Below are 12,913 nucleotides of genomic sequence, written 5' to 3'. Positions count from 1 at the left end.
AGGCCACCAGGCTCACGGTTGTTGTCGTTTTAGGCGTTGCAGCGCTAGGTGCGGGCAGGACGCAGATCGCGCGGCAGCGCGAAAGTAATGGATTCGGTGGAGGTGGTTACTTGCTCCACGTCATTAAAGCCGCGCTCATCCAAGTATTCGAGCACCTCGCGCACAAGAAGTTCTGGCACGGAGGCGCCACAGGTCACGCCAACGGTCTCTACGCCGTCTAGCCACGATTCATCGATCTCGTCGGCAAAATCCACCAAGTGGGAGTCGCGTGAACCCGCCTCGAGCGCGACTTCTACGAGGCGCACGGAGTTGGACGAGTTCTTAGACCCCACCACGATCATAAGGTCGCACTTCGGTGCAATGGCTTTGACGGACTCTTGCCGGTTTTGAGTGGCGTAGCAGATATCATCTGACGGCGGGTTTTCTAGGTGCGGAAAACGCTCACGCAGCTTATTGACGATGACAACGGTCTCATCCACCGAGAGCGTGGTCTGCGAAAGCCAGATGAGTTTCTCATCCTGCAGGTAGTCTGGCAGCTTGTCCACGCCGTCGACGCCATCGACCAGATGCGTAACATCGGGGGCCTCGCCCGCGGTGCCTTCTACCTCCTCGTGGCCTTCGTGGCCCACGAGGAGGATGTGGTAACCATCGCGCTCGAAACGCTGGGCTTCCTTGTGCACCTTAGTCACCAAGGGGCAGGTAGCGTCCAAGGTCAATTGCTTGCGCTCCTGCGCCTGATTGCGCACCGCCGGGGAGATTCCGTGGGCGGAAAAGACGAGGTGAGCACCCTCCGGGGCCTCGGCGGCCTCTTCAACGAAGATGACTCCGCGCTTGGCCAAAGATTCAACGACATAACGGTTGTGGACGATTTGCTTGCGCACATAAATGGGTGCGCCGTATTTTTCTAGCGCCTTTTCTACGGTCTCGACGGCGCGGTCCACTCCAGCGCAGTAACCGCGCGGTGCCGCGAGGAGAACATTTTTACCATCAGTCATGCCTCCCAGAGTATCGAAAGGTAAAGCAAAACAATAGTAAGGGCTATCCAGCAGGGAAAGCGCCCATCTAGGCCACCCAAGCGGGGCGCCACGTGCCTTGAGCACCTACACTAAAGGGCACCGTATGGCGCTGTAGATGGAAAGGGTGGCTGCGTGAATCAACCGGCAAATACTCCAGAGACCCCGTGGCCCGTGGGCCAGGTCAATGACCAGGTGAAGGGATGGATCGAGCGCCTTGGATACCTGTGGGTGGAAGGCCAATTAACGCAGATCAATTACAAGCCCACCTGGAAGCTGTCCTACCTCACCCTGCGCGATGTGCAGCAGGAAAAGTCGGTGCAATTGACCTGCTCTTCCTCAATGCTGCACAACTTGCCCACGCCGCTAAAAGATGGCGACCGCGTCATCGTACACGGCAAACCCGCCTTTTATGCTGGCCGCGGATCCTTTTCCCTGTGGACCACGGAGATCCGGCACGTGGGCATCGGCGATTTATTGGCGCGCATTGAAAAGCTGCGCGCGCAGCTTGCCGCAGAAGGCCTCTTTGATCCCGCGCGCAAGCGCCCGCTTCCCTACCTCCCGCAGAAAATCGGCCTGATTACCGGCCGCGGTTCTGCCGCCGAGCGCGATGTCATGGCGGTCGCCCGCGACAGGTGGCCGGCCGTGCAATTCCGCGTCATTAATACCGCTGTTCAGGGGGCGAATACCGTCCCCGAGGTGATTTCCGCCTTGCAGGAGCTCGACGCCGATGCGGAGATCGATGTCATCATCATCGCCCGCGGAGGCGGTTCCGTCGAAGATCTCCTTCCCTTTTCTGAAGAAGCCCTGCAACGCGCCGTCGTGGCCGCCAGCACCCCGGTGGTCTCCGCGATTGGCCACGAGCCGGATAGTCCGGTGCTCGATAACGTGGCAGATCTGCGCGCGGCTACCCCGACGGACGCCGCCAAGCGCGTGGTCCCGTCGGTGGCAGAGGAACGCGCGGTCATCGCTGAGGCGCAATCCCGCATGGCGGCGGCCTTGCGCGGCTGGGTAGAACGCGAGCGCCGTGGATTGGATAATATCCGCTCGCGCCCAGTGTTGGCAGATCCGATGACGCCCATCCGCGATCGGCGCGAAGAGGTCGAGCGCATGCGCACGAGCATGCGCCGCGAACTGCGGGTGCTCTTAGACCGCGAGACCCGGCACGTGGAGTCCCTTCGCGCGCGGGTTTCTGCTTTAGGTCCTTCGGCGACGCTTGCCCGTGGGTATTCTATTGTCCAGGTCTTGCCCAAAGATGGCAGCGATCCGGAGGTCGTTAGCTCTTATGAGCAATCACCGCCCGGCGCGCAATTGCGCATTCGCGTGGGCGATGGTTCCATCACCGCCGTGTCCATGGCCTCCCAGGCCGCCGATTAGCCAGAAATAGTAGGAGAATTGCTGATGTCAGATGAAACCATTGGTTCCGGCCAGCCGGGCCAGGATGCTTTTACTCCCGTAGAGGAATTGAGCTACGAGCAGGCGCGCGATGAGCTCATTGAGACCGTCAAGATTTTAGAGCTCGGCCAGATGGGCCTGGACGAGTCCCTGAAGTACTGGGAGCGCGGCGAGGCGCTTGCTCGCACGTGCGAATCCCACCTGGATGGAGCCTCGAAGCGCGTGGAAGATGCCCTCGAAAGGGCGGAAAACAACGAGCAGCAGGCCGAGGAGGGTGAAGAGTAGTGCAGATTTATGGTTACCCGGGAAAGCGGATTGATTTCGTATCCAAATCGGCATCGGCAGGCTCCATCATGGGCGGCGATTCCCGCGCGCTGGTAGAGGAGTTCTTCGGGCCGGCGCATACCAGCACCCAGGTTTCGGGCACCGAGGAGGAACTGAGTTACTTTTCCCAGTCCATCGTGCTGCTGCTTGCCGATGCCCAGGTGGTCCAAGTCTCCATCTACCCGCAGCGTTCTCAGCGCGAGCGCGTGGATGTCTACCTAGAAAAGACGCGGCTGAGCGGCCTGGATGCCGCTGGCTTAGAAGAAGCCACCGGTAATACTGAAGGAATCACGGTGGAAGCGGACTCCGAGGGGCTCAGCGAGGTTACTTTCCGCTTATAGGCTTGGTCTTGATAAAGGCCTCGGTGGCGGCGGCGAATTCTTCATCGGGGGCCGCGCCGGAGATGATGAGGCGGGCATCGCCCAGGTCAACAATCCACAAGCGGCGCACCGAATCGTCATCGCTTGCCAGCACGCGCACCTGGTGGCCGGCTACCTCGCGAGTAGAGTTCAGCCCGCGGTAGTTCGCGTCGTATTTTTCGCCCGCGTCTTCTGCAGAAACCTGGGTTTGGGTGGATTCCACGTAATTTCCATCTGCGGTGAGCCAGCTGACGACGGTGGCTGTGTCGCCGCCTAACTGCGAACGGCGGGCCGCATTGGCCTGCCAGCCTTCGGGCATCTGGGGATCTCGGATAGCACCAATACCGGCGCGAGCCTGCGTATCCAGGAAGGTCTCCTCGTCTACCTCTTGAACTGGGCCTTGCTCTGTTTCCGGATTCACCGAGCAAAGCCCCGTCGCGCCCACCACGAGCAACATCATGACCACCACTACGGAAAGGGACAAAATGATGTCGCGAGCGCCTTCGAAAATCTTCGGTCTTTGTTCTGCAGCCACGCGCCTTAGTATCGCATGAGCCACCGTGAAAGTGCCACATGCCTCCCGCGTGCGCACATTCGCGCCGATAATGCTGCCTAGAGAAAGGAAAACCCCGCAAAAGGGGCCCCAAATCGGACCTATTGACGCCAAAAAGTGCCAGAATAGGACAAGTAGAACACTAATCGCGTGGGAATTACCCCCACGGTGAGAAAACATGGAAGGCAACCACTACACATGTCCGAAAATACTTCTTATTTGCCCGACCGTAACTTGGCCATGGAGCTGGTGCGCGTGACCGAAGCCGCCGCCTTGGCCTCTGGCCGCTGGGTTGGTCGTGGCATGAAGAATGAGGGCGATGGCGCGGCAGTCGATGCCATGCGCAAACTGATTAACTCCGTGGCGATGAAGGGCGTTGTCGTCATTGGTGAGGGCGAAAAGGATGAGGCCCCGATGCTCTTCAACGGTGAAGAGGTCGGCACGGGCGAAGGTGCGGCGATGGACATTGCCGTGGACCCGGTAGATGGCACGCGATTGATGGCTGAAGGCCGCCCCAATGCCATTTCGGTGATCGCCGCCGCAGAGCGCGGCACCATGTATGACCCATCTGCGGTTTTCTACATGGAAAAGATCGCCGTGGGCCCAGAAGCCGTCGGATCCATCGATATCAACCAGTCCGTGCAATGGAATATCGAGTCCGTGGCCAAGGCAAAGGGCCTGCGCACCGCCGATATCACCGTGGTGGTATTGGACCGCCCGCGCCACGAAAAGCTCATCCAGGAGATCCGCGAGGCAGGAGCCAAGGTACGCCTCATTATGGATGGCGATGTGGCAGGTGCCATCGCCGCCTGCCAGGATTCCAACTCCATCGACATAATGATGGGCATTGGAGGTACCCCTGAGGGCATCATCACCGCCTGCGCCATGCGGTGCATGGGTGGCGAGATCCAGGGCAAGCTGTGGCCGAAGGATGAAGAAGAAGCAGAAAAGGCCCGCGCTGCCGGACACGACTTGGATAAGGTCTTGGGCACCAATGATTTGGTTTCGTCGAAGAACTGCTACTTTGCCGCTACCGGCGTGACCAACGGTGACATGCTGCGCGGTGTTTCCTACCGCAATAATGGCGCCTCCACCCGTTCGCTGGTCATGCGTTCCAAGTCCGGCACCATTCGCTACGTCGATTCCTTCCACAAGCTGGCTAAGCTGCAGGAATACTCAGTGGTGGATTACTCGGACCCCACCAAGAACTAAACCTCACCCCCAAATGGCGGGGCAGGCTCGGGCTTTTCACCCACTGACTTTTAGCTTTTCGCCATACTGGGGGTAGGTGCACACAATCAATCAACCGAGGTGATTCTCATGACCGAATACCGTACCGAACATGACACTATGGGCGAGGTTAAAGTTCCCGCTGATGCCCTGTGGCGCGCACAGACTCAGCGCGCGGTAAACAATTTCCCTATTTCCGGCCGCGGCTTGGAAGATGCGCAGATTCGTGCGCTTGGCCTGCTCAAGGCTGGATGCGCACAGGTCAACAAGGATTCCGGCAGCCTGGATGCAGAAAAGGCAGACGCCATTATCGCCGCCGCACAGGAAATCGCGGACGGCAAGCACAACGACGCCTTCCCCATCGATGTATTCCAGACCGGCTCCGGCACCTCTTCCAATATGAACACCAACGAGGTCATCGCCTCCTTGGTGCATAAGCAGGGCGTAGAGGTTCACCCGAACGATGACGTCAACATGGGCCAGTCCTCCAACGACACCTTCCCCACCGCTACCCACGTGGCGGCCACGGAAGCGGCTGTCAATGACCTTATTCCGGGCCTGAAGGTCCTGCACGAGTCCTTGACTAAGAAGGCGAAGGAATTCGCGGACGTCGTCAAGGCCGGGCGCACCCACCTCATGGACGCCACCCCAATCACCTTGGGCCAGGAATTCAGCGGCTACGCCCGCCAGGTGGAGCTCGGCATCGAGCGCATCGAGGCTACCCTCCCGCGCTTGGGCGAGCTCGCCATCGGTGGTACCGCCACCGGCACCGGCCTGAATACCTCCGCTGAGTTCGGCGGCAAGGTGACTGAGGAGCTCAAGAAGCTCACCGGCGTGGAAAACCTGAAGGAAGCAGAAAACCACTTCGAGGCACAGGCTAATCGCGATGGCCTCGTAGAGTTCTCCGGCGCCATGCGCTCGGTGGCCGTATCCTTCAACAAGATTGCCAACGACCTGCGCATGCTGGGCTCAGGCCCACTGACCGGCCTGGCAGAAATCCACCTGAAGGACCTGCAGCCTGGTTCTTCCATCATGCCGGGCAAGGTCAACCCGGTTATCCCTGAGGCGGTCACCATGGTGGCCGGCCAGGTTGTGGGCAATGACGCAGCCGTTGCCTTTGGCGGTGCGCAAGGCCAGTTCGAGCTCAACGTCTTCATCCCGATGATGGCGCGCAACGTGCTCGAGTCCGCTCGCCTGCTGGCCAACTCCGCCCGCGTCTTTGCTGAGAAGTGCGTCGACCACATCGAGGCCAACGAGGAGCGCATGAAGCACTTCGCGGAGTCCTCCACGTCCATCGTGACCCCGCTGAACTCCGCCATCGGCTACGAGAACGCCGCAAAGGCCGCAAAACACGCCCTCAATGAGAAGATCACCGTCCGCCAGGCCGTCATTGACCTAGGCTTTGTTGACGGCGAGAACCTCACCGAGGAAGAGCTGGACAAGCGCTTGAACGTATTGAGCATGACCAACCGCGAGCGCGACAATATCTAATCTAAGCCACTTTTAGCGCTAACACCCCCGCTCGGAAATCACTCCTGAGCGGGGGTTTTCACATGCCTGAAGGCGCTTCCCGAGCACAGGAAGCGCAGGTAAGTAAGGGGAGGAAGGGGGCATCGGCAAGCGCAGGCTGTGAACTACAACATAAATTCGGCGTATACATCTACAAAATCACCCATTTTGCACTTGGTGCAAGTTTGCACCGAGTGTAAAGTTGCATTCTGTGCAAGAAGAACTATCACTACGCGAGCAGAAACGCCTAGAAACGCGGCTACGCATTGAGGATGCCGCCACCGAATTGGTGGACAAGCATTCCTTTGGCGAGGTCACTATTGAAGAGATCTGCGAACTAGCCGGTATTTCTCGGCGCACGTTTTTTAACTATTTCGATTCGAAGGAATCCGCCGTGCTTGGGGCGCCAAGTGCTGACTTCACCGAGGAAATGCGCGAGTATTTCCTCCACGAACCCACCACCAACATCATGGAACTAGTCCTTAACCTGGTGGAACAGCATATGGAGGGCCATCACGTTAATCCCACCATTCGGGAGCGACGCAAGCGCATTGCTAATGACCCAGAGGCGGCCGCCGCCTCCATTAGCCGCAAGCGGGCGAAATCCATCGAGCTTATTGGGCTCATCGAAGAGCGCCTTGACCGGGAACCGGAACTGCGCATTCTCGAGGGCCAGTCCACGGCAACGGAGGCCATGGTCATCGCCGGTGTGGTCCGCGAGGCCCTCTGGCTTTCCATTGCCGCCCCCGATAGCGATTGCAGCGACGCCCTGAGGTCGCGTCTGAATGATTCACTGATGTTGATTAATGATTTTATGAAAGGAATCCGATGGTAGATACAGCCGAAAAGGCTCCTGCGCAGGGCCAGTCGCGGGCGGATAACCTGGGGCTCATTTTCTCTGCGCTCGTGCTCACCATGTTGATGAGCTCGCTGGGCCAGATGATTTTCTCTTCCGCTTTGCCAACGATTGTTGGTGAGCTTGGCGGCGTTGACCACATGAGCTGGGTCATCTCCGCATTCCTTGTCACCATGACCATTGCCATGCCGATTTCCGGCAAGCTGGGTGACATGCTGGGCCGCAAGTGGCTCTACATTGGCGGCATCGCCGTCTTCGTCGTCGGATCCGCCGTCGGTGGTTTTGCCGATTCCATGACGGTCCTCATCGTCGCCCGCGCCGTGCAAGGCTTTGGCGCTGGGTTCATGATGATTTCCTCACAGTCCATCATCGCCGAGGTCACCTCCTCGCGCGAGCGCGGCAAGTTCATGGGCATCATGGGCGGCGTCTTCGGCCTGTCCTCTGTCCTCGGGCCCGTCTTGGGCGGCTGGTTTACTGATGGCCCCGGCTGGCGTTGGGGCATGTGGATGAACATCCCGCTCGGCCTGCTGGCCATGGTGGTCTGCATCTTGGTGCTCAACCTGCGCGTGGGCCAGGCCGATATGAAGCGCTTTGACTGGCTTGGCGCCACCTTCATCGCCATTACCACCGCTTCCCTTATCCTCATGACCACCTGGGGCGGCACCGAGTACGACTGGGATTCCTCCATGATCCTCACCCTCGGCGCCATCACCCTCGTCGGCGCCATTATTACCACCATCGTGGAATTGCGCGCTGCCGAACCGCTTATCCCGGTTCGCCTCTTCAAGAACCGCAACATGGCCCTGACCACCCTGTCCGGCGTCATTTTGGGCCTAGCCATGTTCGGCGTGCTGGGCTATATGCCCACCTACCTGCAAATGGTCCACACCCTATCACCCACCAAAGCTGGCCTGATGATGATTCCGATGATGGTTGGCCTTATCGGCACCTCCACCGGTGTCGGCTTCATCATCGCCCGCACCGGCCGCTACAAGATCTACCCCCTCATCGGCCTCGCCATTACCGCCGGTGCACTCTTCTGGATGTCCCGCCTGTCGGTAGACACATCCCTCACTCAACTGGGATTCGAGTTCCTCGCTTTCGGCATCGGCCTGGGCATGGTCATGCAGGTGCTGGTCCTCATCGTCCAGAACTCCTTCCCGCTCTCCCAGGTGGGCACCGCTACCGCGGCGAATAACTTTTTCCGCCAGATCGGCTCTGCCCTGGGCGCTTCCCTGGTCGGTTCCATGTTCATCAATAACATGCAGGATGAGATGGCCAACCGCCTGCCGCAGGCCATCCAACAGCTGGGACCTGAGGGCGCAGCCTATGCCGAGAAGTTTGGCAATAGCGACGGCAATGCCAATAGCCTGACCCCGGATTTGGTGTCTTCCCTGCCAGAGCCGCTCGAGCAGGCAGTATTAAATTCCTATAATGACGGCCTCACCCCGGTCATCGCACTGATGGTCCCGCTCGTCATCGTCGCCCTCTTGGTCCTGCTTCCCCTGCGCGAAGAGCGCCTGAAGGAAACGATCAATTAATGTCGCTCAATCCTGCAGAAACCGCCGCCACAAGTAGGGAGCTGCATGCTCTGCGCGATAGCCTGCCGCTTGCCGATGCCCCCATCGAGTCCGCGCTCGGCTACCCACCCGGCGGCCTCGCGGAGGTGCTCGATTTCGAGGCAAGCCCCATCGAGGTATGGCGCACCCGCGATTACCTCGTGGCCTTAGCCGAGCGCGAAGGCATTGACGTGCCACCCTTTAGCCACTTGCGCGATTCCATGCGCCCACAGGCACAGATGTGGTTTGGGCGCTGGGAGGTACCCGCAGTCTAAGGCCGCGTATCTCACCAAGCTTTACCTACGCACACTGCGTGGTAGAAAACAACGAAAGGCCGTAGCGACCGGGATGATTAATTCTCCCCGGCATCGCTACGGCCTTCGTGGTTAAATGGCACAGCGCCTTTAGAGGTGCTTTTCCTCCGGCTTGGGAAGCAGGAGCTCGTAGACATCGGTATCGCGCCACTGACCGGCCAACTCGCCATAGGTCATCTTGGCCATGTGTGAGTAGGTGCCGACCTTTTCAAACCCGCGAGACTTGTGCAGGCCCGCAGAACCTTCATTTTCTGGGAAGATCCAGGAGTGGATGGCCCACTTGTGCAGGTCCTTGCACACTTCAATGAGGCAATCGAGCAAGGCCCCTGCAATGCCACGGCCTTGGGCATCAGATCCCAAGTAAATGGAATCCTCTACCACCCCGTGGAAGACGGTACGCGAGGAAATCGGGGCGGCCGAAACCCACCCCAATACCTTAGAATCGTCGTCTGCCTCAACGGCTACGTGCACCGAGGCCATGATCTTGGAGCTCGTAAACTCCTCGTAGGTCAAGGATCGGGTTTCATAGGTGGCATGGCCGGTTTGTAGGCCCTGCTCGTAGATGTCCCGCATCTGCGGGTAATCGGCCGACGTGAAAGGCCGAATACGGAAATCCTTTTTCTTATCGTCCGCGGACGTCTGCTTGGCGTTCTCGCTCATAGGCACCATTATTACTGGTCTTGGCTGATTCTTGCTATAAAGATTTCATTAAATTCGCTGTCTGCGAAACGCATTCATCCAGCCCTCGCTTAGTCGTTGCCTTCTAATAGATCAGTTACGAGTTCCGCAATGGCGGAGCGCTCCGAACGCTTAAGGGTAATGTGCGAGAAGAGCTCGTGGCCCTTGAGCTTTTCGATGACCGCCTGCACCCCATCGTGGCGGCCCACCCGCAGATTATCGCGCTGTGCGACGTCGTGGGTAAGCACGACTCGCGAGCCTTCTCCCAAGCGCGAGAGCACGGTGAGCAAAACATTGCGCTCCAGCGACTGCGCCTCGTCCACGATGACGAAGGCATCGTGCAAGGAGCGGCCACGGATATGGGTCAGCGGCAAGACCTCTATAAGCCCGCGTTCGTGGATCTCTTCCAGGACGTTGTCAGAGACCAACCCTTCCAAGGTGTCATAGACCGCTTGGGCCCACGGGTTCATCTTCTCTGATTCAGAGCCCGGCAAGTACCCCAGCGATTGCCCGCCTACGGCGTACATCGGCCGAAATACCACAATGCGGCGGTGTTCCCCGCGCTCTAAGACGGCCTCCAAGCCGGCGCACAATGCCAGCGCTGATTTACCGGTACCAGCCCTACCGCCGATGGACACGATGCCAACCTCCGGATCCAGGAGCAGGTCCAGGGCGATGCGCTGTTCCGCCGAACGCCCCTGCACGCCGAAGGCGTTTCGGTCGCCGCGCACCAAACGCACCGCCCCGTCCGGCATGATGCGCCCCAGGGCAGATTGCGCGCCGGCAACCAAGGTGATACCGCAGTGCACCGGCAACTCTTCAACCGGGGTGTCATCGTCCGTGACAGCCCCGTCTAGCAGCACTTCCCCATCGCTGTAGAGAGCATCGATGACATCCGTGGTGGTATAGGCGGTGGCCATGCCGGAGTACCCGGTCAAAATGACGTCCTGGGCGTGATATTCATCGGCCTGCACGCCCACGGCGCCGGCCTTAACGCGTAGCGGCACGTCCTTGGTAACAAGGACCGTGTCCTTGCCTTCGTGCGCCAGGTTCAAGGCGCAGGCCAAGATGCGGTGATCCCCTTCCGGCCCGCGGAATGCGGCCGGCAAGAGCGACTGATCTTGGTGGTTGAGTTCTACCCGCAAGGTACCGCCAGCCACGTTGACCGGAACGGGTTGGTCGAGCGCCTCATAGGTAGCGCGCAGCTCTTCCAAAAAGCGAAGAGCTTGGCGGGCGAACCAGCCAAGCTCCGGATGATGACGTTTTCCTTCTAATTCAGAGATAACCACGACGGGAAGGACGACCTCGTGTTCAGCGAATTTTCGCAACGCCCACGGGTCAGATAATAAGACCGAAGTATCGAGAACATAGGTCTTGGTGGCGACGTCATTATCGGTGGTGCCTAGTGGAGTAGAAAGTACAGAGGGGCGAGTCATGGTGGCAGGAATCTTCCTTTGTGAAACGGTAGAAAGCTGTTCTTCCTTGTCTATCCCCCGGACCGCTGATGCTGCGATCTCTTGGGGGCTGCCACCCAACCTAAACTCCCAAGGTTGAAATCACATGGGTGGAAGATGAACTTTAAGAAAACGACAAATCCCTGCGGGAAAACCCGCAGGGAAAGTGATGAGAGGTGATCGGCGTACCGCGTGGGCAAGCGCCGAGTTCAGCCTTTAGGCCTCGACATCAGCCTTGAATTGGCCGTCTTCACCCTGCGTCCAGGAGATGCTGCCGTTGCTAAACTCCTGGGTCCAGCCTTTTGCGTCGGTTGCGTCAGCCTCTGGGTTGGTAGGCAGACCAACGGAGGAGTCGAGGCCGCCCTCGTTTACCCAGGTTTCAGCAATCTTGCCGATGACCGGCTGTGCACCAGTCTCCTCAGAGTAGGCCAAGTACTTGCCGCCCTCGAAGGTAGCCAGGGTGCCCTTATCGGAGGACTCTACGTTCTGCACGTCGCCCCACTCTGCCCGCTTTTCCTCGATGGCGGTTGCAAGGTCAGCGGGAACTTCTTCCTCGCCGCCAGCGGTGGTGATGGTCTGGGTACCGCCCTCTCCATTTTCGTCCTTGGAGCCGGTTGCCTCTGCAGCGGCGGAACCTGCGGCGTCGGTGGCATCGGATGCGGCAGAGCCGGCAGAATCCGAGGCGTCTGCGGCTACAGAGCCAGCGGTATCCTTGGCGTCATCGGCGGCATCCTCTGCGTCCGAGCATGCAACGAGTGCAACGGAAAGGGTTGCGGCCGCGAAGCCACCTGCAATACGACGAGTCATCTTGCGCATTTCTAGATCTACCTTTCGATTTTCAGCTGAAAAATTAGTTCGTTGTAGGTTTAAGCCGCCATTGTGGCGAGCGAAGCCAACGGTATACGCGATCTGCACGGTCCTGCCACTGTGTGCAACGAAACTAGCACGGATTCTCCTTCACATCATCGCCGTTTGCGCTGCTTAGGGCGCTTCTTTTGCTTTTGTAACGGATTGTTAACAATCCTTCGGGACTGTTTGGCTTTAGCTTTTTCACGGGCTGTGCGCTTCGGTTTTACTTGCCTGGAGGAGCGAGCGGTGCGGCCCTTTGCGATGCCCACAAAGTCCTGGATGGCCTCGCCATCCTCCGCCTTCCGCCAGACCAAGGCAATTTCCGTCACCGGCACGCCGCTATCCTTGAGCGCGAGCGGGACCACTTGTTTCTTGCTGAGGATTTTTATAAGCGGCAGCGGTGCGATGGCGATGCCCACGTTGGCCGCGACCACCTGCAAGGCCTCGCGCACGGCGGCGATATCGACCTCGCCGGCATCGGTGAGGCGGTAGTTGAGGTGCTCATCGGAGACATCGGCAAGCGCCAGTGCCTCACCCACCTCCGCATAGACTGAGTCTTTTGGAACCGCGATGCCGGGGGCCTCCTCATAGAGGCGCACCACGTGAAAGGAGTCATCCACCCGAGGGTCCGGCAGGCGCGTTAGCGCCAGATCCACGTGACCTGCGAGCAATTCCGCCAAGCTGTCATCCGCATCGACGGTGAATAAACCGCCATGCGCAGTATTGTCCTGAAATCTCTGAAACCATTTTCCAGGTTCCGTACCGGTCACAAAGGCTAAGCGCAGCATGGAGCACAGTCTACTGAAAGTGCTACGGTTAA

The 12,913-nt window shown here is 59.1% G+C and carries 14 protein-coding genes; 8 read left to right on the top strand and 6 right to left on the bottom strand.

The genetic code is table 11. From position 1 onward, the window contains the following. Positions 1–44 precede the first annotated feature (44 nt). Positions 45–995: a 4-hydroxy-3-methylbut-2-enyl diphosphate reductase gene (locus tag ABRP86_RS04020; protein ID WP_239267941.1), complete on the bottom strand. Its 951-nt coding sequence runs from the start codon at positions 993–995 to the stop codon at positions 45–47. 153 nt (positions 996–1,148) lie between these two features. On the opposite strand from ABRP86_RS04020, the gene xseA reads away from it, so the two are divergent. Genes xseA through ABRP86_RS04005 form a run of 3 tightly spaced genes read left to right on the top strand, consistent with a single transcriptional unit; the run spans position 1,149 to position 3,073 of the window. Next, complete coding sequence (gene xseA / locus ABRP86_RS04015) at positions 1,149–2,390, top strand: exodeoxyribonuclease VII large subunit (protein WP_349862607.1); 1,242 nt, start codon at positions 1,149–1,151, stop codon at positions 2,388–2,390. A 24-nt stretch (positions 2,391–2,414) separates the two neighbouring features. Beyond that, positions 2,415–2,693: an exodeoxyribonuclease VII small subunit gene (locus ABRP86_RS04010; RefSeq protein WP_349862605.1), complete on the top strand. Its 279-nt coding sequence runs from the start codon at positions 2,415–2,417 to the stop codon at positions 2,691–2,693. Further along, positions 2,693–3,073, top strand: a complete 381-nt coding sequence (locus ABRP86_RS04005; RefSeq protein WP_349862603.1) for a hypothetical protein — start codon at positions 2,693–2,695, stop codon at positions 3,071–3,073. The genes ABRP86_RS04010 and ABRP86_RS04005 overlap by 1 nt, the downstream gene beginning before the upstream one ends. Here the strand turns inward: ABRP86_RS04005 and ABRP86_RS04000 are convergent. Continuing rightward, entirely contained in the window at positions 3,057–3,626 is a 570-nt protein-coding gene (locus ABRP86_RS04000; protein ID WP_349862601.1) for a DUF4245 domain-containing protein, read from the bottom strand. The genes ABRP86_RS04005 and ABRP86_RS04000 overlap by 17 nt on opposite strands. A gap of 216 nt (positions 3,627–3,842) precedes the next feature. On the opposite strand from ABRP86_RS04000, the gene glpX reads away from it, so the two are divergent. The 5 genes from glpX to ABRP86_RS03975 all read left to right on the top strand — a co-directional run bounded on the left by glpX (position 3,843) and on the right by ABRP86_RS03975 (position 9,073). Next, positions 3,843–4,856 carry a class II fructose-bisphosphatase gene (glpX, locus tag ABRP86_RS03995; RefSeq protein ID WP_239267947.1) on the top strand — a complete coding sequence of 338 codons (1,014 nt, stop codon included), beginning with the start codon at positions 3,843–3,845 and terminating at the stop codon, positions 4,854–4,856. A 108-nt stretch (positions 4,857–4,964) separates the two neighbouring features. Continuing rightward, a complete protein-coding gene (locus ABRP86_RS03990) occupies positions 4,965–6,365 on the top strand; it encodes a class II fumarate hydratase (RefSeq protein WP_349862599.1) in 1,401 nt (466 codons plus the stop codon). A 229-nt stretch (positions 6,366–6,594) separates the two neighbouring features. After that, positions 6,595–7,218, top strand: coding sequence for a TetR/AcrR family transcriptional regulator (locus ABRP86_RS03985; RefSeq protein ID WP_023026180.1), 624 nt, complete (start codon positions 6,595–6,597; stop codon positions 7,216–7,218). Beyond that, positions 7,212–8,780, top strand: a complete 1,569-nt coding sequence (locus ABRP86_RS03980) for an MDR family MFS transporter (RefSeq protein WP_349862597.1) — start codon at positions 7,212–7,214, stop codon at positions 8,778–8,780. Before ABRP86_RS03985 ends, ABRP86_RS03980 begins: the two co-directional genes overlap by 7 nt. Continuing rightward, entirely contained in the window at positions 8,780–9,073 is a 294-nt protein-coding gene (locus ABRP86_RS03975) for a DUF2316 family protein (RefSeq protein WP_349852552.1), read from the top strand. Before ABRP86_RS03980 ends, ABRP86_RS03975 begins: the two co-directional genes overlap by 1 nt. 129 nt (positions 9,074–9,202) lie before the next feature. Here the strand turns inward: ABRP86_RS03975 and ABRP86_RS03970 are convergent, their stop codons facing one another. From ABRP86_RS03970 to ABRP86_RS03955, 4 genes are all read right to left on the bottom strand, one after another. Next, positions 9,203–9,781, bottom strand: coding sequence for a GNAT family N-acetyltransferase (locus ABRP86_RS03970; protein ID WP_023026173.1), 579 nt, complete (start codon positions 9,779–9,781; stop codon positions 9,203–9,205). An 80-nt stretch (positions 9,782–9,861) separates the two neighbouring features. Further along, the gene (gene phoH2, locus ABRP86_RS03965) at positions 9,862–11,226 is read right to left on the bottom strand and encodes an RNA 5'-3' helicase PhoH2 (protein WP_349862595.1); all 1,365 of its coding nucleotides are present in this window, start codon (positions 11,224–11,226) and stop codon (positions 9,862–9,864) included. Between the two features lie 234 nt (positions 11,227–11,460). Beyond that, positions 11,461–12,051: an LGFP repeat-containing protein gene (locus tag ABRP86_RS03960; protein WP_349862593.1), complete on the bottom strand. Its 591-nt coding sequence runs from the start codon at positions 12,049–12,051 to the stop codon at positions 11,461–11,463. A gap of 155 nt (positions 12,052–12,206) precedes the next feature. After that, positions 12,207–12,881 carry a LysR family transcriptional regulator substrate-binding protein gene (locus ABRP86_RS03955; RefSeq protein WP_349862591.1) on the bottom strand — a complete coding sequence of 225 codons (675 nt, stop codon included), beginning with the start codon at positions 12,879–12,881 and terminating at the stop codon, positions 12,207–12,209. Positions 12,882–12,913 lie beyond the last annotated feature (32 nt).

Origin of the sequence: Corynebacterium sp. KPL3927, assembly GCF_040225835.1 — a bacterium.
In the GTDB taxonomy this organism is placed as follows: domain Bacteria; phylum Actinomycetota; class Actinomycetes; order Mycobacteriales; family Mycobacteriaceae; genus Corynebacterium.
This window is presented reverse-complemented; position numbering and strand designations above follow the sequence as displayed.

What these genes read in the sequence shown, in the direction of transcription:
- ABRP86_RS03955 (WP_349862591.1), bottom strand. Translation starts at nt 12,881, where the DNA reads ATGCTGCGCTTAGCCTTTGTGACCGGTACGGAACCTGGAAAATGGTTT.
- ABRP86_RS03970 (WP_023026173.1), bottom strand. Translation starts at nt 9,781, where the DNA reads ATGGTGCCTATGAGCGAGAACGCCAAGCAGACGTCCGCGGACGATAAG.
- glpX (WP_239267947.1), top strand. Translation starts at nt 3,843, where the DNA reads ATGTCCGAAAATACTTCTTATTTGCCCGACCGTAACTTGGCCATGGAG.
- ABRP86_RS03975 (WP_349852552.1), top strand. Translation starts at nt 8,780, where the DNA reads ATGTCGCTCAATCCTGCAGAAACCGCCGCCACAAGTAGGGAGCTGCAT.
- ABRP86_RS03980 (WP_349862597.1), top strand. Translation starts at nt 7,212, where the DNA reads ATGGTAGATACAGCCGAAAAGGCTCCTGCGCAGGGCCAGTCGCGGGCG.
- ABRP86_RS03960 (WP_349862593.1), bottom strand. Translation starts at nt 12,051, where the DNA reads ATGACTCGTCGTATTGCAGGTGGCTTCGCGGCCGCAACCCTTTCCGTT.
- ABRP86_RS04010 (WP_349862605.1), top strand. Translation starts at nt 2,415, where the DNA reads ATGTCAGATGAAACCATTGGTTCCGGCCAGCCGGGCCAGGATGCTTTT.
- phoH2 (WP_349862595.1), bottom strand. Translation starts at nt 11,226, where the DNA reads ATGACTCGCCCCTCTGTACTTTCTACTCCACTAGGCACCACCGATAAT.
- ABRP86_RS03990 (WP_349862599.1), top strand. Translation starts at nt 4,965, where the DNA reads ATGACCGAATACCGTACCGAACATGACACTATGGGCGAGGTTAAAGTT.
- ABRP86_RS04020 (WP_239267941.1), bottom strand. Translation starts at nt 995, where the DNA reads ATGACTGATGGTAAAAATGTTCTCCTCGCGGCACCGCGCGGTTACTGC.